At 68.3% G+C, this 18,968-nt stretch carries 13 protein-coding genes and 1 tRNA gene; 8 read left to right on the top strand and 6 right to left on the bottom strand.

What is annotated here, in order from left to right; genetic code table 11:
• Positions 1-20: 20 nt before the first annotated feature.
• From AC5P74_RS12960 to hemA, 3 genes are read right to left on the bottom strand one after another with little or no spacing between them, the layout of a single operon-like run.
• The gene (locus AC5P74_RS12960) at positions 21-1,727 is read right to left on the bottom strand and encodes an O-linked N-acetylglucosamine transferase, SPINDLY family protein (RefSeq protein ID WP_329843564.1); all 1,707 of its coding nucleotides are present in this window, start codon (positions 1,725-1,727) and stop codon (positions 21-23) included.
• A gap of 5 nt (positions 1,728-1,732) precedes the next feature.
• Complete coding sequence (gene prfA, locus AC5P74_RS12965) at positions 1,733-2,815, bottom strand: peptide chain release factor 1 (protein ID WP_014036080.1); 1,083 nt, start codon at positions 2,813-2,815, stop codon at positions 1,733-1,735.
• Complete coding sequence (gene hemA, locus AC5P74_RS12970; RefSeq protein ID WP_005415395.1) at positions 2,793-4,076, bottom strand: glutamyl-tRNA reductase; 1,284 nt, start codon at positions 4,074-4,076, stop codon at positions 2,793-2,795. Before hemA ends, prfA begins: the two co-directional genes overlap by 23 nt.
• A 63-nt stretch (positions 4,077-4,139) precedes the next feature.
• Between hemA and AC5P74_RS12975 the strand changes: the two genes are divergently transcribed.
• From AC5P74_RS12975 to ychF, 8 genes are all read left to right on the top strand, one after another.
• Positions 4,140-5,825: a tetratricopeptide repeat protein gene (locus AC5P74_RS12975; protein ID WP_181452197.1), complete on the top strand. Its 1,686-nt coding sequence runs from the start codon at positions 4,140-4,142 to the stop codon at positions 5,823-5,825.
• Positions 5,822-6,481 carry a lipoprotein insertase outer membrane protein LolB gene (lolB, locus tag AC5P74_RS12980; protein ID WP_065178968.1) on the top strand — a complete coding sequence of 220 codons (660 nt, stop codon included), beginning with the start codon at positions 5,822-5,824 and terminating at the stop codon, positions 6,479-6,481. The genes AC5P74_RS12975 and lolB overlap by 4 nt, the downstream gene beginning before the upstream one ends.
• Positions 6,478-7,347, top strand: a complete 870-nt coding sequence (gene ispE / locus AC5P74_RS12985) for a 4-(cytidine 5'-diphospho)-2-C-methyl-D-erythritol kinase (RefSeq protein WP_065196902.1) — start codon at positions 6,478-6,480, stop codon at positions 7,345-7,347. Before lolB ends, ispE begins: the two co-directional genes overlap by 4 nt.
• Positions 7,348-7,358: 11 nt before the next feature.
• A tRNA-Gln gene (locus AC5P74_RS12990) sits at positions 7,359-7,435 on the top strand.
• Positions 7,436-7,575: 140 nt separating this feature from the next.
• Positions 7,576-8,535 (top strand): ribose-phosphate diphosphokinase, encoded by a 960-nt coding sequence (locus tag AC5P74_RS12995; RefSeq protein ID WP_005415400.1) that lies wholly within the window; start codon positions 7,576-7,578, stop codon positions 8,533-8,535.
• 110 nt (positions 8,536-8,645) lie between these two features.
• Positions 8,646-9,263 (top strand): 50S ribosomal protein L25/general stress protein Ctc, encoded by a 618-nt coding sequence (locus tag AC5P74_RS13000; protein ID WP_065178966.1) that lies wholly within the window; start codon positions 8,646-8,648, stop codon positions 9,261-9,263.
• A gap of 48 nt (positions 9,264-9,311) precedes the next feature.
• On the top strand, positions 9,312-9,890 hold the full coding sequence (pth, locus tag AC5P74_RS13005; protein WP_495204965.1) for an aminoacyl-tRNA hydrolase: 579 nt from the start codon (positions 9,312-9,314) through the stop codon (positions 9,888-9,890).
• 141 nt (positions 9,891-10,031) lie between these two features.
• Positions 10,032-11,123: a redox-regulated ATPase YchF gene (gene ychF / locus AC5P74_RS13010; RefSeq protein ID WP_005415403.1), complete on the top strand. Its 1,092-nt coding sequence runs from the start codon at positions 10,032-10,034 to the stop codon at positions 11,121-11,123.
• A 461-nt stretch (positions 11,124-11,584) separates the two neighbouring features.
• Here ychF and AC5P74_RS13015 read toward each other — a convergent pair whose 3' ends face one another.
• The 3 genes from AC5P74_RS13015 to AC5P74_RS13025 all read right to left on the bottom strand — a co-directional run bounded on the left by AC5P74_RS13015 (position 11,585) and on the right by AC5P74_RS13025 (position 18,962).
• On the bottom strand, positions 11,585-14,833 hold the full coding sequence (locus AC5P74_RS13015) for an autotransporter family protein (protein WP_346607989.1): 3,249 nt from the start codon (positions 14,831-14,833) through the stop codon (positions 11,585-11,587).
• A 263-nt stretch (positions 14,834-15,096) separates the two neighbouring features.
• The gene (locus AC5P74_RS13020; RefSeq protein WP_049416983.1) at positions 15,097-15,738 is read right to left on the bottom strand and encodes a response regulator; all 642 of its coding nucleotides are present in this window, start codon (positions 15,736-15,738) and stop codon (positions 15,097-15,099) included.
• Positions 15,735-18,962 carry a hybrid sensor histidine kinase/response regulator gene (locus AC5P74_RS13025; RefSeq protein WP_346607988.1) on the bottom strand — a complete coding sequence of 1,076 codons (3,228 nt, stop codon included), beginning with the start codon at positions 18,960-18,962 and terminating at the stop codon, positions 15,735-15,737. Before AC5P74_RS13025 ends, AC5P74_RS13020 begins: the two co-directional genes overlap by 4 nt.
• Between the last annotated feature and the right edge of the window lie 6 nt (positions 18,963-18,968).

Here is an 18,968-nt window from a genome sequence, read left to right on the forward strand (position 1 = left end):
GAGCGTAGCGCACGGGTTGCTCAGGGGGTGTCGACGCCCTGCCAGCCCTGCTCGCCCGCCAGCGTCTGCAGCAGGGCGGAAAGGTCATGGGCAAAACCTGCCATGTCGAATACACCACTGTCTTCGCGTGCCTGCGCCAGTTCGGCACGCAACGCTGCCAGCGCCACCGGGTCGTTGCCCAGCGCGCTGGCGGTGGCGATGAACGCCGCATCGTCGGCAACGTTCATCTGCGAAAGACCCAGATGATGGTTGAGGCTGCCGGCCACGCGCGCGGCGAAGGTATCGCCCGGGCAGGTCAGCACCGGGCAGCCGGCCCACAGCGCATCGGAGGCGGTGGTGTGCGCGTTGTACGGATGGGTGTCGAGGAACAGGTCGGCCAGGTGATAGCGGGCCAGGTACTGCGGATGCGGCAGCTTGGCCATGAACACCAGGCGCGCCGGATCCAGGCCGGCGGCCTGCGCGGCCGCACGCAGGCGCGCATCGGCCTTGCCGGGCCCGGACAGCAGCCACAGCACGCTGCCGGGCACGGCCTGCAGCACTGCGAAGGCGCGGCCCATGCTGCGCGGGTTGAGCTTGTAGCTGTTGTTGAAGCAGCAGAACACCACGCCGTGTTCCGGCAGCCCGCACTCGGCGCGGGACGGTGCCGGTTCCAGTACGCGGGTGTTGTCCGAGGGCTGGAAGGCACGTGGCAGGCGCAGGACGCGTTCGCTGAAGTGACGTTCCAGCGATGCCGGCAGCACGAATTCGTCGGCGACCACGGCATCCAGCCAGCGCGCACCCGATGTGCCGGGGTAGGCCAGCCAGTTCAGCTGCAACGGGGCCGGGCGCATGGCCAGCACTTCGGGCGTGCCGCCGCCGCCCCAGCCGCGCAGGTCGAACAGCAGGTCGATGCCCTGTGCACGGATGCGGGCCGCGATGTCGGCATGCCGCAGTGCGGCCACGTCATGCAGGCGGGCCGCAGCCTGCAGGCGTTCGCGGATGCGGCTGCCATCGGCGCGGTTCAGCGCGAACAGGTGCAGCTGCAGCGCCGGGTCATGGCGCAGGTGTTCGAGCAGGGCCACGGTCAGCAGCCCGGTGGGATGCGCGCCGAAGCCATTGGAGAGGAAGCCGACGCGCAACGCGCCGTGCTCGCGAACCTTCACTGCAGGAAGGGGGCGCACCGCCGACGCAACGACCGCCGCGCGTGCGCGCGCACAGGCCAACTGCTCCGCAGCGCTTACGTCTTCACTGAGGAAGGCGAAGGGTTCCACTGCACCCTGCCCGGAAGCGAGCGCGGCACGTACCTGCGCAGCCAGCGTGTCCACGTCCTGCCAGTCACACAGGCGTCGCTGCCAGGCCAGGCGCTGCGCGGCGATATAGGGTTCGTCCGGCATCAGCGCATGTGCACGGCGATAGGCCGCCGCCGCGCCTTCGGCATCATCGGCATCTTCCAGCGCATGGCCCAGCCACAGCGCGATGCCCGGGTGCTGCGGGGCCAATGCCGAGGCCTGGCCGAGCAGCTTCGCCGCGTCGGTGTGCGCGCCGGCCATCCACGCCACGCGGCCCAGCCGCGCCAGCGCTTCGGGGTGGTTCGGGCGCAGTTGCAGGGCGTGTCGTGCGGCCTGCTCGCCGGCAGCGATGTCGCCGGCTTCCAGTTCCAGGTCGGCCAGCATCACCCAGGCGACGAAGTCGCCGGGCTGGCGTGCGATCGCCTGCTGCAGGTGCTGCCGCTGCTGCCAGGCCGTCATCGTGCTCAGCCCGCCGACAGCTGGGCCAGGGCGTCGACCTGGTGTTCGTGGCTGAGCCGCTGCAGCAGCGGGTCGAGGTCACCGGCCAGGATGTTGGGCAGGTCGTACAACGTCAGGCCTTCCACGCGGTGGTCGGTGATCCGGCCCTGCGGGAAGTTGTAGGTGCGGATGCGCTGGCTGCGATCGCCGCTGCCGACCTGCAGGCGCCGCGACTCGGCCTGTGCCGCGTCCTGGCGCTGGCGCTCGGCATCGAGCAGCTGCGCCTTCAGGCGCTTCATCGCCTTGTCGCGGTTGGCGTGCTGGCTGCGCTCGGTCTGGCACTCCACCACCACGCCGGTTGGCACATGGGTGATGCGGATCGCGGACTCGGTCTTGTTGACGTGCTGGCCACCGGCGCCGGACGAGCGGAACGTATCCACCTTCAGGTCGGCCGGATTGATGACGATGTCATCAACTTCGTCGGCCTCGGGAATGATCGCCACGGTGGCGGCCGAGGTATGGATGCGGCCCTGCGATTCGGTGGCCGGCACGCGCTGCACGCGGTGCGTGCCCGATTCGAACTTCAGGCGCGAGAACGCACCCCGGCCGACCACACGTGCCACCACTTCCTTGTAGCCGCCATGCTCGCCGGGGTTGTCCGATTCGATCTCGACCTTCCAGCCCTGGCGTTCGGCATAGCGGGCGTACATGCGGAACAGGTCGCCGGCGAAGATCGCGGCTTCGTCGCCGCCGGTGCCGGCGCGTACTTCAAGGAACAGGTTGCCTTCGTCGCGCGGATCGCGTGGCACCAGCAACAGGGCCAGTTCCTGTTCCAGCTCCTGCAGGCGCGCCTGGGCGGCGGCGATTTCCTCGTCGGCCAGCTCGCGCAGGTCGGGGTCGGCGCGCATGCCTTCGGCGGCGGCCAGGTCGGCCTTGGCACGGGCTTCATCGGCCAGTGCAGTGGCGACCGGTTCAAGCTGGGCGAATTCGCGCGAAAGGTCGCGGAAACGGGTGTTGTCGGCGACCACATCGGGTTCGGCGAGCAGGCGTTCCAGTTCTTCGCGGCGCTCGGCCAGCGCTTCCAGCTTACGGCGCAGGGTCGGCGTCATCGGGTCTCACGGGTGGGTGGCGGTAGCCCGGCGTGGCCGGGAACAGGCGCTCGGCGGCGCGGGTCAGGTCGGCATCGCCACTCAGCGCGGCGGCGCGCAGTGCGGCGGTCGGCGGGTGCAGCAGGCGGTTGGTCAGGCCGTGGGCCAGCAGTTCCAGCACTTCGTCGGCGGGCTTGCCGTTGGCCAGCTGCTGGCGTGCGCGCTCCAGCAACTCGGCGCGGGTGGCCTCGCCGAACGCACGCAGCTGCCGCAAAGGCGCCTGATGGGCACTGGCCTGCTGGGTCTCGACGTAACGCGATACCTGCAGGTCGATGATCGCCTCGGCTTCGGCGGCGGCCTCGCGGCGGCCACGACGGTTGTCTTCCACCGCGCGTTCCAGATCATCGACGGTGTAGAGGAAGGCATCGTTGAGCGTGCCGACCTCGGCTTCGATGTCGCGCGGAACGGCCAGGTCGAACAGCAGCATCGGCTTGTGCCGGCGTGCACGCAGGGCCTTGGCCACCATCTCGCGATGGATCACCGGCTCGCGCGCGGCGGTGGCCGAGAACACCACGTCGGCCTCGCCCAGGTGGCGGTCCAGTTCTGTCAGCGGCAGGGCCACGCCGCCATGGCGGCTGGCCAGTTCCTGCGCGTGGGCCAGGGTGCGGTTGGCGATCAGCAGCCGCCGCACCTTGCCTTCGCTCAGGTGCCGTGCAGCCAGCTCGATGGTCTCGCCGGCCCCGACCAGCAGCACGGTGGAGTCGTCCAGCCGGGCGAACGCGTTCTGCGCCAGGCGCACCGCGGCCGACGCCACCGATACCGGGTTGGCACCGACCTGGGTATCGGTGCGAGCCCGCTTGGCCACCGAGAAGGTCTGCTGGAACAGGCGGTCCAGGCGCTGGCCGAGCAGGCCATGGTCGCGCGCGGTCGACCAGGCGTCCTTCACCTGGCCGAGGATCTGCGGTTCGCCCAGCACCATCGAGTCCAGCCCGGTGGCGACCCGGAACAGGTGGCGCACAGCCTCGGCATCGGCATGCTGGTACAGATAGCCCTGCAGGTCGCCGGCCTGGCTGCGCAGCCACTGGTCCAGCGCCTGTGCCGACTCGGCCACGGCGTACAGCTCGGTGCGGTTGCAGGTCGACAGCAGGACCGCCTCGGCGATCTGCGGGGTATCGCGCAGCGAGCCCAGCGCACGCGGCAACGCCTCACCGGCGAAGGCCGCGCGCTCGCGCAGCTCTACCGGTGCGGTCTGGTGATTCAGTCCGAGCACCCACAGGGTCATTGTTCAGTTGCTTGCGATAAGCTGCTGGCCATTGGACGACATTTTAAGGCCCCGATGCCGACGATGCCCGCATTGATTCGCATCCCCAGTGTTCTGCTGCTGTCCCTGGCCTGCGCCCAGGCCCTGGCGGCGGTGCCGGCCAGGGCCCCCGTGCGGGCCGCGGCCACCGGGGAACTGGCGCTGGAGCCGGTGATGGCCGGTGAGTTCGCCCTGCAGGCCGGCAAGCTGGCGGAGGCCGCGCGCTGGTACCTGCAGGCCGCGCAGCAGACCGACGGCGACGCTGGCCTGGCCGAGCGCGCGACCCGTATCTCCATGCTTGCCAATGATGACGCCAGCGCCGCCAAGGGCCTGGCCCTGTGGCAGCAGCGCGCCCCGCGTTCGTTGACCATGCGCAGCGCCGCCGGTGCGCTGGCCATGCGCCAGGGCGATGTGAAGGCCGCCCGCACTGAATTGCAGGCGCTGCTGGCCGACCCCGACGAGCGCGGCTGGAAGTTCGCCCTGGCCGCGCTGATCGGCGGTGGCCGCGACCCGGCGGTGCCGGCGCAGGTGCTCGGCGAGCTGGTCGATGCCAATGCGATTCCGCCGAAGATCGAGGCCTGGCAGGAGTTCGGCCGCCTCGCCCTGCGCATGGACAAGCCCGACCTGGCGCGGCGCATGATCGATGAAGTGGTCAGGCGCTTCCCCGAAGAACCGCGCGTAGCGTTGCTGCGTGCCAGCCAGCTGCAGCAGGCCGGCGAGACCGACAAGGCCTTGTCGCTGCTGCACGACGTCGAGCCGAAGACACGGCAGGACCCCGAGCTGCGCAATGCGGTGGCCATCGCCTACGACAGCCTGGGGCAACCGGCTGCGGCCGAGCGCGTACTGGCATTCGGCCCGCAGGATGTGCAGACCTGGGGCATGCGCGCTTCACTGTTGGCCAAGCAGGGCGACAAGGCGGCGCTGTCCAACCTCTACAACGAACTGTCGCGGCAGGCGGCCAAGCCGGACCCCGCGCAGCGCCTGTTGCTGGGCAAGATCGCCGAATACCTGAAGCGCTATCCCGAGGCGGTGCAGTGGTACCACAGTGTGCCCGGCGGTGATGAGCTGAGCGAGGCGCGCCTGCGTGCGGCCAACGCCCAGGCCCTGGCCGGACGGCTGCCGCAGGCACTGGATGAGGTGCACGCGATCCAGTCCGACGCGGTGGTCGATGATGATGTGCGCCGTGACGCGTATCTGCTGGAGGCCGAGCTGCGCCAGCGCGGCGATGACAGTGCTGGCGAGCTGGATGCGCTGGCCCGCGGCCTGGCCGCCTACCCGGATGACAATGGCCTGCTGTACGCCCGCGCGCTCACCTGGGAGCGTCGTGACGATATTCCGCGCGCCGAGGCCGACCTGCGCAAGATCCTGGTGACCGACCCGGAAAACGTGCCGGCCCTGAATGCCTTGGGCTACACCCTGGCTGACCGTACCGGGCGCCTGCAGGAGGCGCTGGAGCTGATCGACCGCGCCCGTGTCGCCGAGCCGGACAACGCCGCCATCGTCGACAGCTATGGCTGGGTGCTGTATCGCCTGGGCCGCAAGGACGAAGCGCTGGTGCAGCTGCGCCGGGCCTGGACCCTGGCCAAGGACCCGGAGATCGCCGCCCATGTCGGCGAGGTGCTGTGGGTGCTGGGCAAGCATGACGAGGCCCGCCACTTCTTCGACGAAGCGGCCAAGCTCGACCCTGAAAACCGCGCGCTGCTGCGCGCCCGCGAGAAATTCAATCCATGAGTGTTTCCCTGATCCGGCCGCTGCTGTTGGCGGCTGCGACCCTGGCGGTGACCGCCTGTACCAGCGTGGGCACGCAGAAGACCCCGCCACCGGCGGTGGTCGAGACGGTCTCGGCCGAAGCGGCGCAGGCCGAAGCGGCGCGCGTGGCCGCCCTGCATGCACAGCCGGACTGGGCCTTCCAGGGCCGGGTCGCGGTCAGCAAGGGCAAGGACGGCGGCAGCGGTCGCATCGACTGGAAGCAGCAAGGCCGCCGCTACGTGGTGGAGTTGAGCGCGCCGGTGACCCGGCAGAGCTGGAAGCTGACCGGTGACACCCATTCCGAAGCTGGCCGCCTGGAAGGACTGGCAGGCGGTCCGCGCGACGGCGAGGACGCCCAGCAGCTGTTGCTGGAAGCGACCGGCTGGGACATTCCGGTCAACCAGTTGCCGGAGTGGATCCGTGGCCTGGTGGCCGGCGACGCCGCCGGCCCCGAGACGGTCGAACGCGACGGCGAAGGCCGGCCCCGCCGCATGCAGCAGATGGGCTGGCAGGTACAGTACCTGGACTGGTACCCGGCCGACGCCGGACGGCCGGCGCTGCCGCGCCGGATCGAGGCCAGCAACGGTGACGCCAAGGTGCGCCTGCTGGTGGACGAGTGGGGGCAGGGCACGCCATGAGCGGGGCAGTCGACGACGCGGGCTGGTCCTGGTGGCCGGCCCCGGCCAAGCTGAACCTGTTCCTGCACATTACCGGCCGCCGGGCCGACGGCTACCACGAACTGCAGACCGTGTTCCGCCTGCTGGACTGGGGGGACCGCATCGGCCTGCGCCTGCGTGAAGACGGCCAGGTGCGCCGGCAGGGCGAGGGCCTGGCCGGCGTGGCCGAGGCCGATGATCTGGCGGTGCGCGCCGCGCGTCTGCTCCAGGAAGCGGCGAAGGTTGCGCAAGGTGCTGACATCATCGTCGAAAAGCACGTTCCTGCCGGTGGTGGATTTGGCGGCGGTTCGTCCGACGCGGCCACCGTACTGGTGGTACTGAACCGGCTCTGGCATGCCGGCCTGGATGAAGATGCCCTGGCCGCGCTGGGCCTGCGCCTGGGCGCCGACGTGCCGGTGTTCGTGCGCGGCCGCAACGCCTGGGCCGAAGGGGTGGGCGAGCGCCTGCAGCCGATCACGCTGGCGCCGGCCTGGTATGTGGTGGTTGAACCGGGCGTTCATGTTCCCACGCCGGCCCTGTTTGCAGACCCGGATTTGACGCGCGACAGCCCAGTGGCGAAAATAGAGGACTTCGCTTCCGGGACCCTGGTCGGGAACGCGTTCGAACCGGTGCTGCGCCGCCGTGAGCCTGCCGTCGAGGCAGCGCTTGCCGCGTTGAGCGACATCGGCACGGCGCGGCTGACCGGTTCGGGAAGTGGTTGTTTCGTCGAATTCGCGTCGCAGTCTGCTGCAGAGCAGGGACGGTCGAAATTGCCGAAGGAGTTGCGGGCAAGGGTGGCAGCGGGCGTTGCGCGTTCGCCACTGCTGGATGCACTCGAGCAACACTGATTTATCAATGCAGGGGCGTCGCCAAGAGGCCCAAGGCACCAGGTTTTGATCCTGGCATTCGTAGGTTCGAATCCTACCGCCCCTGCCAATAGCGGCTGTGTCCGCGCCTTCCAGCGCATCGCCCGCGCGGGACGTGGAAACAACCGCGGTGTTGTCAGCAGCAAGGGTCCATCCGGGTCCTTGCCGCCCCCGGATCCCCGCCACTCGTCCCCGCCCGAGACAATCATGATGCAAGAGTCCCCGAACCTGCTGGTCTTTTCCGGCAACGCCAACAAACGTCTGGCGCAGAACATCTGCAAGGAACTGGGGGTTCGCCCGGGCAAGGCGCTGGTCTCGCACTTCTCCGATGGCGAAGTGCAGGTGGAGATCGAAGAGAACGTCCGCAAGCAGGACGTGTTCGTGATCCAGCCGACCTGCGCGCCGAGCGCGGAAAACCTGATGGAACTGCTGGTGCTGATCGACGCGCTCAAGCGCGCATCGGTGGCCAGCGTGACCGCCGTGGTGCCGTACTTCGGCTACTCGCGCCAGGATCGCCGCATGCGCTCCTCGCGCGTGCCGATCACCGCCAAGCTGGCGGCCAAGATGTTCAGCACCGCGGGCGCTGATCGCGTGCTGACCGTCGACCTGCACGCCGACCAGATCCAGGGCTTCTTCGATATTCCGGTGGACAACGTGTATGCGTCCCCGCTGCTGCTGGCCGACATCTGGCGCGCCTACGGCACCGAGAACCTGATCGTCGTCTCGCCGGACGTGGGCGGCGTGGTCCGCGCCCGTGCGGTGGCCAAGCGCCTGGATGACGCCGACCTGGCGATCATCGACAAGCGCCGCCCGCGCGCCAACGTCTCCACCGTGATGAACATCATCGGCGACGTCGAAGGCAAGACCTGCGTCATGGTCGATGACATCGTCGATACCGCCGGCACCCTGTGCGCCGCTGCCGCTGCCCTGAAGGCGCGCGGTGCGCTCAAGGTCGCCGCCTACTGCACCCACGCGGTGCTGTCGGGCCCGGCGGTGGACAACATCACCAATTCCCAGCTCGACGAACTGGTGGTGACCGACACCATCCCGCTGAAGGACGCCGCGCGGGTGTGCAGCAAGATCCGCCAGCTGAGCGTGGCGGAAATGCTGGCCGAAACGATGCGCCGCATCGCCTTCGGCGAGTCGGTCAGCTCGCTGTACGTCGACTGAGTTTTTCGTCCCTGCCGGCAACGGCGGGGACATACCCCGGGTGCTTCTGGTCGCGGAAGCATCTTCAACCGCCACGCCAAAAGGCGAGGCAACAACCTGAGTAGTCGAAAATGTCGAAGACCCATGAAATCAAGGTCACCAAGCGTGAACTGCAGCGTAAGGGTGCGAGCCGCCGCCTGCGTCACGCTGGTGTGATCCCGGCCATCGTGTACGGCGGCAACGCCGAGCCGGTCGCCATCAGCCTGGACCACAACGAAATCTGGCTGGCCCAGCAGAACGAGTGGTTCTATGCCTCGATCCTGGACCTGAACCTGGACGGCCAGGTGCAGAAGGTCCTGCTGCGTGACATGCAGCGCCACCCGTACAAGCAGCTGATCATGCACCTGGACTTCCAGCGCGTGAACGAGAACGAAGCCCTGACCGCTTCGGTCCCGCTGCACTTCATCAACGAAGACACCTCGCCGGCTGGCAAGGCTGCCGACGTCGTGGTCACCCACGAACTGAAGGAAGTGACCATCACCTGCCTGCCGAAGGACCTGCCGGAGTCGATCGAAGTCGACCTGGGCGAGCTGAAGGCCGGTGACGTGGTGTACCTGTCCGACATCAAGCTGCCGAAGGGCGTGGAAATCCCGGCCCTGGCGCTGGGCAAGGACCACGACGACGCCATCGTCACCGCCAAGGCCGGCAAGGCCGACGCGGCTGACGAAGAAGCGGCTGCCGCCGAGTAATACCGCTACGGTGCCTGCCTCCGGGCAGGCACCGTACTGGAAGGAACCATGGCAGGACTGCGACTGATCGTCGGTCTGGGCAACCCCGGATCGGAACACGCCCGGACCCGGCACAATGCCGGGTTTCATTTCGTTGAGGCCCTGGCGGAAAAAGCCGGTGCGCGATGGAATGTGGACAGCAAGCTGTTCGGTGAGACCGCCAAGGTCGAGATCGCCGGGCAGACGGTGTGGCTGCTCAAGCCCGCCACCTTCATGAATCTCAGCGGCAAGTCGGTCACCGCCGCACAGCGGTTCTGGAAGATCGAGCCGGAAGAAACCCTGCTGGCCCACGACGAACTGGACCTGGCGCCCGGCGTGGCGCGGCTGAAGTTCGACGGTGGCCACGGCGGCCAGAACGGCCTGCGCGACACCATGCGCCTGCTCGGCCACGGCAAGTTCCATCGCCTGCGCGTGGGCATCGGCCATCCCGGCCACAAGGACCGCGTAGTGGGTTGGGTGCTGGGGCGCCCGTCGAAGGACGACGACGCGCTGATTGCACGCGCCATCGATGATGCGATCGACGTGATGCCGCTGGCGGTGCAGGGCGATTTCAGCGAAGCGATGAAGCGGCTGCATACCCCGAAATAGCCGGTAGGTACCGACCGTTGGTCGGTACGGAAGCAACCAGGCTGGTAGGTACCGACCGTTGGTCGGTACGGAGAATGATTGGAAAAGCAGCGCCCAGGTCGCTGTTTCCCCAATCACTTTCACCCCAGAGAGCTGTCACCCATGGGTATCAAATGCGGCATCGTCGGCCTGCCCAACGTCGGCAAGTCGACCCTGTTCAATGCGCTGACCAAGGCGGGTATCGCCGCGGCGAACTTCCCGTTCTGCACCATCGAGCCGAACGTCGGCATCGTGCCGGTACCGGATCCGCGCCTGAACGAGCTGGCGGGCATCATCAACCCGCAGAAGGTCATCCCGACCGCGGTCGAGTTCGTCGACATCGCCGGCCTGGTAGCCGGCGCCGCCAGCGGTGAAGGCCTGGGCAACAAGTTCCTGGCACACATCCGCGAAGTCGATGCGATCACTCACGTGGTGCGCTGCTTCGAGCACGGCGACATCGTGCACGTGGCCGGCAAGGTCGATCCGATCTCGGACATCGAAACCATCGATACCGAACTGGCCCTGGCCGACCTGGACAGCGTCGAGAAGGCACTGAACCGTGCCGAGCGTGCGGCCAAGGGCGGCGACAAGGATGCAGCGGCGCGCAAGCCGGTACTGGCCAAGCTGCAGGCGGCGCTGTCGGAGGGCAAGGCCGGCCGCTCGGCCGGCCTGGACGAGGAAGAGAAGGCGCTGGTGCGCGACCTGTTCCTGCTCACCCTGAAGCCGGTGATGTACATCGCCAACGTGCTGGAAGACGGTTTCGAGAACAACCCGCACCTGGAAGCCGTGCGCGCGCATGCCGCCGCAGAAGGCGCGCAGGTGGTACCGGTGTCGGCCGCGATCGAAGAAGAGCTGTCCCAGCTCGACGACGAGGACCGCGATACCTTCCTGGCCGACCTGGGCCTGAGCGAGCCGGGCTTGAACCGCGTGATCAACGCGGCCTACAGCCTGCTCGGCCTGCAGACCTACTTCACTGCTGGTGTGAAGGAAGTCCGTGCGTGGACCGTGCGCAAGGGCGCCACTGCCCCGCAGGCCGCCGCGGTCATCCACACCGACTTCGAGAAGGGCTTCATCCGCGCCGAAACCATCGCGTATGACGACTTCATCAAGTACAAGGGCGAAGCCGGCGCCAAGGAAGCCGGTCGCCTGCGCCTGGAAGGCAAGGAATACCGCGTGCAGGAAGGCGATATCCTGCACTTCCGCTTCAACGTCTGATCCGGCGGCAACGGATCGACCCCGGACGCCCCGCCCTGTGCGGGGCGTTCGCGTTTTCGCGGCTGGACAAATAAGTGCCACGTGGGGAAACAGCTGTTGCACAAGGCTCGCAGGCGCTTATCCACACCAAACCCCCACCGCTTTCCACGCGTGATGTGGAAAACCGGTGGGGTCGGATCCCATTCCCGTGGAATGGAATCCGACCCCGGGCAATGGATAAAATTTCACCACATACTGAAACGTTTGCGGCGCAATGCTCGCACCCACTTGTCCACACCAAATCCCAATCACTCTCCACGGCGGATGTGGAAAACCGCGCATGGGCGTGGACAAAAAAACGCCACTCCCTGAAACGCTTGGTGCGTGGAGCTCACCGCCACTTGTCCACACCAAACTCCCATCGCTTTCCACGCGGCATGTGGAAAAAGCGCCCGGCACTCCCTTGCCGGGCACTTCCCGCATCACCAGGTGTACGACACGCCCAGCTGGGCACCGACGTCGCGGAAGCCCATGCCGCCGCTCTGCCGGCTCAGTTCGCCCCAGCCGCGCCAGCCGCCGGACAGATCCACCTGTACACCGGCCTTGGCCTCGTAGATGTCGCGCGGTAACTGCCGCTGCAGCCGTTCACCGTCCATCGCCAGGCCCGCGCCATTGCCGCCGGACCACCAGTTCACTGTCACGTACGGATGCACCTGGCCCTGCGCCGCGCTCAACCCACGGCTGTACAGGCGCAGGCCGAGGCGAGTGCTGGTCTCGCCGCCACCGCGGTCCTCGACCACCGTGCCGTTGGCCTCGACCACGCGGTCGCTGTCATAGCGGCTGTGCACCACCTGCAGTTGCGGTTGCAGGTAGATGCCGCGCTGCGCGGTGCGCCGCAGGGGCAGCACATAGCCAGCTTCGGCCGATGCACTCCAGTTGCGGGCGTCATAACGTTCCTTCTGCAGTCCATCGCCCTGCACGCTGTTGCGGAAGCGGCCGTACTGCAGCCAACCATCCACATAGGCGCCGCCTTGCATGCGTGCATCCTGCAGCCAGGTGGCATAGGCACCCACACTGGTGCCGGTGACCACGCCACGCGCGGTGTAGCCGGTCACCTGCGAGCGGCTGTCATTGCGCGCGCGGCCGTGGCCGAGCATCGCACCTGCCTGCAGTTCGCCCGCGCCGCCCACCTCGAAGCGACGGCCGACGCCGACCAGCACGCTGCTGATCTGCCCATCGACCTGGACCTGGCGGTTGCGGTCGTGGCTGTCGGGCTGCGCGCTGCGAAGATGCATCCAGGCCACGGCATCGCTGCTGGCGCCGGCCTCGGCGGCGGGGTCACCGGCGCGGTCGTGCAGGCTGCGCCGGAACATGCCCAGCGCGGCGTTGCGGTTGGCCAGGTAAGCCGCCGGTTCCGGGCGTTCCAGCTGCGGGCGCGGCGGGTCGATCGGCGGTTCCGGCGGCAACGGCGGGTCGACCGGCGGTTCCGGCGGTGACGGCGGGTCGACCGGCGGTTCCGGTGGCTGCGGCGGATCAATCGGCGGTTCCGGCGGTTCCGGCGGATCGACGGGTGGCACGTATTCCGAACGCAGGTACCAGTTGCCATCATCCGGGGTCGACACGCCGCCCTTGAACAGGAAGTAGTCGTAGGCACCGGCGACCGCGCGTCCCTGCAGGCTGAACTGTGCATCGGACTGGCCGCCAACGGTGATCAGGCGGATACCCTCCTGCGTCAGTGCACCGGCACCGCCGGCATTGCGCACGCTCACGCTGGCAGTGCCGCTGCTGTTGCCATTGATGACCAGCTGGTCGCCCAGCGAAGTGTCGTCACCCAGTGCACGGTTGAAGATCCACTGGCCCCCGTTGCCCACATAGTCGCCGCTGACAGTGACGGTCTTGAAGCCGCCCGCCGCCGGGGTATCGAAGGCGATGGTGCCGGCGTGTTCGAGCGCGCCGACGCTGGAACTGGCACGCACGTTCCACTGGCTGCTGCCATCCAGCGCAAGCTGTGCGACCTGGTAGCCGGAGTCGTTGCGCAGAGCACCGCTGAACGTGGTGCCGTTGCCCAGCACCATGCGTACGTCAGCCGTTGCGCTGTCGACCACCACGTCACCGCGCAGCGTGCTGGCGTCGGCGCTGAAGTCGATGCGGCTGGTCGCCACGCTGCTGCCATCGGTGAACACCGTGTCGCTGACGCGCAGCAGGCGCCCGCTGCCGTCGCCTGCGGTCACATCGCTGCCATTGACGGTCAACGCATGGTTGCTGCCTTGCAGCCAGAACGCGGCGCCGCTGGCGGTCTCGATGTGGCTGTCATTGAAGGTGGCGCGGTTCCAGTACGGACCGAACGCGGTCAGGTAGGAGCGGTAGCCACCGCTGTTGCTCCCGGTCATGCGGATGTCCAGGCGATCGGCCTGGGTCAGCCGCGCGGTGTTCATGTGCACGATGCCGAACACGTTCTCGCCGTCGCCGCGGATCGCAACGGTGTCGAGCAGCGCGGTGGCGGTGGAGCCACCGATGAACACGCCGCCACCCCCGTTGCCGCGCACGTCGATCACGTTTCCGGTGGCTTCGATGCGGCTGGCGGTGCTGCCGGTGGAACCGGTCACGCGTACGCCATAGGTCGCATCGCCGTGCGTGGTGATCCGGCCGCCCTGCACGGTGGCGACGCCGCCAGCGATCTCGACACCGTAACCGTAGGTGTCGGTCCAGGTGTCGATGGTGCTGTCGGTCAGCTGCAGGCGCGACTCATCGCTGGCCAGCCAGAATCCGGAGTAGCCATCACGCACATCGAACGCGGCGTCGCGGGCGGTCAGCTGGCCCCAACTGTTGATGTTCACGCCATAGCCGCCGACGGTGTAGAAGCTGCCGCCGTTGATCACCGCGCTGGAATAGGTCTTGCTGATGCGGCTGCCGAGCAGGCGCATGCTGCCGCCCACCGAGTGCGCTTCCACGTTCTCCAGCAGCACGCTGCCGCCACTGTCGATATCGAACCAGCCGCCGTCCATGTAGGTGTCGTACAGCTCGGCACGGCTGCCCGCGCCATCAACGGCAACGCCGGCGAGGATGCCGCCGGGGGCGAGAGTGATGCGGCTGTTGCGGATCGTCAGCAGGCCGGCGCTGTCGGCGCGCAGGCGGGCACCACTGTCGGCACTCATCTGCAGATTGTCCAGGTGCGCTTCACTGCCCTTGCCGGAGGCACCGATCAGGGTGCCGACGCCGCCGGTCATCGCGATGCGGCCGCCGGTGTAGTGGACAACGCCACCGTTGTAGGCCTGTACGACGCCGAATCCGCTGCCGTTGCGCGTGGCATCGATGTCGACATCGCGCGCATCGATCACACTGCCGGCACCATTGGCATACAGTGCGTAGAAGCCAACACCGGTGGCCGGTGCGATCGACAGCGTCGCTCCGCGCAGTTGTACCTGGCCGCCACTGGCAGCAGACACGGCGCTGCCATTACTGGTCACGTTGATGCGGCTGCCATCGATCAGTGCGCTGCTGCCAGCGCCGGTGACGGTCAGTGCGAAGCTGCCCGCGCCGTGGGTGAGGACATCATCGGCACCCAGCTGCAGGTTGTTGCCGTCGCTGACCTGCAGGGGCCCGGTCAGATCGGCGGCGTGGACTGGCAGTGCCGCCCACAGGGCGGTTGCCAGCAGGCTGGGAAGGAGGGGAGCAGGCGCGAGGCGCGCGCGCCCGGACGCTCGGCGGCGCCGAGTGGGGGAGGCGTACATGCTGTTGGACTTCCTGTGGCAGGGCGCAGCAGGGCTGCGCGGACTGGCGCGGCAGGGCCGCGTCGCTGCGGAAGCCACACGCGATAGCAGCTGCAGGCGCCATCGGGCTTCCGTCCCCCACGGCGACGCGGTTGCTGCCGGCAGGCGCACCATGGCGGGATGCGTTCAGCCTAGAAATCGGCACTGTCCTATGGAATCAGGCGTTTCCTAAAGCCGTCGCAGGCCCTCGTACGGGGCCCGCAGGATTCAGCCTGGAGTGGGCCTCAGGCGAACAACGAGGCCTGCAGGCAGTACTCGATCAGTGCCTGGTCACTGTCCACGCCGAGCTTGCGCATCGCACTGATCTTCTGCGTGCTGACCGTCTTGGCGCTGCGCTGCAGCTGGCGTGCGATGTCGCCCACGCTCATGCCGCCGGTAAACAGCCGGATCACTTCCAGCTCGCGCGGCGACAGGCGCGCACGGACCGCATCGGCGTCGGCTGGTTCGCTCGCCGCGACCGGCAGCAGGCCCGGCGGCCGGTAGACGCGGTCGGCCAGCACCACGCGCAGGGCCTGTACCAGGCTGCCCAATCCATGGCTCTTGAGCACGACGCCGCCGGCGCCGGCGGCATACATCGCTGCAACCAACGACGGATTGGACACCATCGTCAGCACCAGCAGGCGCGTCTCCGGGAAGCTGCGGCGCAGGAACGAGATCAGCTTGATGCCGTCACCGAAGCGGTCGCCCCCCGGCATGCTGTAGTCGGTGATCACGACCTGTGGCCGGGTCCGGGTCATCAATTCGATCAGCGTCGCCGGGTCGGCCGCTTCGCCCACCACGTCCAGGTCAAGTTCCCCGGCCAATACGTCGCGGATGCCGGCAAGCACGATCGGGTGGTCGTCAGCGATGAGGATCCGTGTGGTCATGGCGGGGTCGGGTCGTCAGGTGGGGGAGGGGAGGCCGCATCAAGCAGCGGATGCAACAGCTGTTCGAGGCGTCGCTGGAAGCGGGCAAGCGACGCCGCCTGGGTGGCCAGGTCATCGCCGCCAGCAAGGCTGTGCTCGATCTGCAGGCCGCTGTGCACCAGCGTGGGTGCGCCCACGATGACCAGTGCGCCACGGATGCGATGCAGTACCTGCACCACGCGCGCGGGATCGGCGCTGGCAATCGACTGGCGCAGGCTGTGCAGGTCAGCCTGCATGGTCTGCACGAACAACGCCTGCATCTTCGCGGGAACCTGCAGCGGGAGATCATCATCGCGCGTATCGGTGGATTCCGGTCCTTGCGGTGGCGCGGCAACCGTTGCATCGCCCCGGGTGATCTGGATCAGCAGGCGTTGCAGCGCTTCCAGCGTGATCGGCTTGACCAGCACGCCCTGCATGCCCGATTCCTGGCAGCGCTGGCGTTCGGCCGGGTCGGCGTTGGCAGTGGCACCGTGGATCGGCACGCGGGCACCACGCACCCGCAAGGCACGGGCCAGGCCATAGCCATCCAGCCCGGGCATGTTCAGGTCGGTCAGCACCAGCGCGAACTCGTCCTGCTGCCAGTAGCCCAACGCTTCATTGCCGTCGCTGGCGACCACGGCGCGGCAGCCGAGCTGTTCCAGCTGGTCGCGCAGGATCGCCTGGTTGATCGGGTTGTCCTCGGCCACCAGCACCTGCAGGCCGAAACGGCGCGTCGCCGGCAGGCGCCCTTCGGCGCTGGCCGCCAGCGGCTGGCCACTGGCGGCAGCCAACGCGAGCACGATCGCGTCGAACCGGTGCAGGCCAACCTGCCAGGCACCATCGATCTGCCGTGGCCGCACGCCGCCTTCGCGGCAGGCAACCACACGCGGTCCATCCACCCACTCGGGCAACGCGTCGTCCAGGACCAGGTCGAGCAGCACGGTGGACGACGGCAAGCCCGCCGCGCCTTCATCGCGGTACACGCTGGCCAGTGCGCCGCGCTGCTGCAGGCGCTCGCACAGCGATTGGACCAGCTCGCGCACACCGCCCCGCACCTGTACCTGCAGGCCCGCAGGCAACTGCGGCGCAGGAGATTGCTGCGGATCGGACGGCGCCGTGGGCAGCGGCAGTTCGACGCTGAAGCTGCTGCCCAGGCCGCTCTCGCTGACCACGCGCAGCTGGCCTTCCATCAACGCCACAAGATGCGCGCAGATGGAAAGGCCCAGGCCGGTGCCGCGCATCGCATCGGTGCCCGGGTTGGCCTGGAAGAACGGCTCGAACAGGTGCGCCTGGTGCTCGCTGGCAATGCCGATGCCGGTATCGGCGACCTGCCACTGCAGCCAGCAGCGCTGCTCTTGCCAGCGTGCCGAGACGCGCACCACCACGCGTCCGCTGTCGGTGAACTTCAGCGCGTTGCTGATCAGGTTGTTGAGTATCTGGCGGATCCGTGCCGCATCACCGCACACCACGGGCGGCACGTCGGCATCGATGCAGGCGTAGAACTGCAGCCCCTTGCTGGCGGCCGCGGCAGCATACGAGTCGAGCGCATCCTCGGTCAGATGCACTGGATCGAACGGGCTGGGTTCCAGGCTCAGTTGCCCGGCCTCGGCCTTGCTGACATCGAGGATGTCGCTGATCAGTTGCATCAGCGTCGAGGACGAACGCTGGATCGTCCCCAGGTAGTCCCGCTGACGCGCATCCAGTGGCGTGAGCCCGAGCAGTTCGAGGGTGCCGAGCACGCCGTATAGCGGCGTGCGGATCTCATGGCTCATGGTGGCCAGGAACTGGCTCTTGGCCCGGTTGGCCTGGTCGGCGGCATGGCGCGCTTGCTGCAGTACCTGCTCGGCTTCGTGCTGGCTGCTGAGATCGATGAACAGGCACAGCACCGCCGGCTCGCCGCGGTAGCGCGCCGGCGTCGCCGTCACCAGCAGGTGGCGGCCTTCGGGCGTGGTGTAGGCCAGCCCATCGCCGAGCGTGGTGCCCCCAGCGGCGAGCACGCTGCGCCGCCAGGGGCCGTGCCAGCCTCCAGTATGATGGTCTTCACCCAGCCAGCGGCGGGCGAGGGTGTTGTCCAGCAGCACATTGCCATCGGTACGGCGCAGCAGGCACAGCCCGATCGGTGCGTTGTCCAGGATCGTGCGGCTGAAGGCTTCGCTTTCCAGCAGCCGCGCGTGGTTGCTGCGCAGCGGCTCGATGACCGAACGCCGATACGCGCGCAGCACCAGCGTGCCACCCAGTGCCAGCAGCAGGGCCACCACCGTCGCACCGAGCAGCGGCCCCTGCGGGTGCTGGAATACCTGCCGCCAGCTGACGTGGTAGACCGCCAGCCAGCCGCGCTCGCTGCGCATGCGGAACTGCAGGCCTCCCAGGCCTGCCTGCCAGGAGGTGCCAGCGTTGCTGGCATCTGCAGCATCGCCCAGCAGGCGCTGGCCATCGGCATCGAACAGCGACAGCCGTTGGAACACCGGAACACCCAGCACCTGCCGGTAGTCATCGACGCGTGCCGGATCGAGCAGGCACGCCAGCGCGGCCTGCGAATCCTTGCCGTCCTCACCCCACAGGCGCGCATCCTGCGGGGCGTGGGCGATGGCGAGCAGCCAGGTCTGCCGGTCGCGCCACGGCACGCTTACCCAGGCGATGCCGCCGCGCTGCAGCGTGGGCCGCGTACCCAGTGCGCGGTGGATGTCGGCGATCGCCGGGCGCAGGTGATGCGGGCTGTTCTGGCTCGCATCTGTACCGACGATCTGTACCGGTGCCAGCAGCCCGCGTGTGCCCTGGCCATCGACCAGCAGGCATTGCGGTGGTGGGTAGCGCGAAGCGGACCAGAACGTACCGTAGAAGCGCAGGAACCGGTCGCCCAGCTCGGTCGGTGGCGAACGACCGGCCCCCTCGCTCCCGATCACCGCGAAGTTGGCGTACAACGGACCGCGTTGCAGTTCCACGCTGGCATCGGCAACCGGCTGCCCTCGTACGCCGACATCATGCAGCCGCCACTGGCGCAGGAAGCGCTCCTGCTCGCGCAACGTGCCGTCCAGGCGGCGGAAGTGGTACTCGATCTTGCTGCGCTCTTCGTTCAACAGCTGCGAGCCGGCCGACAGCAACAGTCCGGCCTGCAGGGTCGCCAGCACCACCACGCCGATCAACAGGGCATGGACGCGGAGCGAGCGGCGAGCGAGTCGGCGTACAGGAGCGGCCTCGGCCGGCATGGCAGG

The sequence above is a fragment of the Stenotrophomonas sp. YJH_SMC_94-11 genome (genome assembly GCF_059370435.1).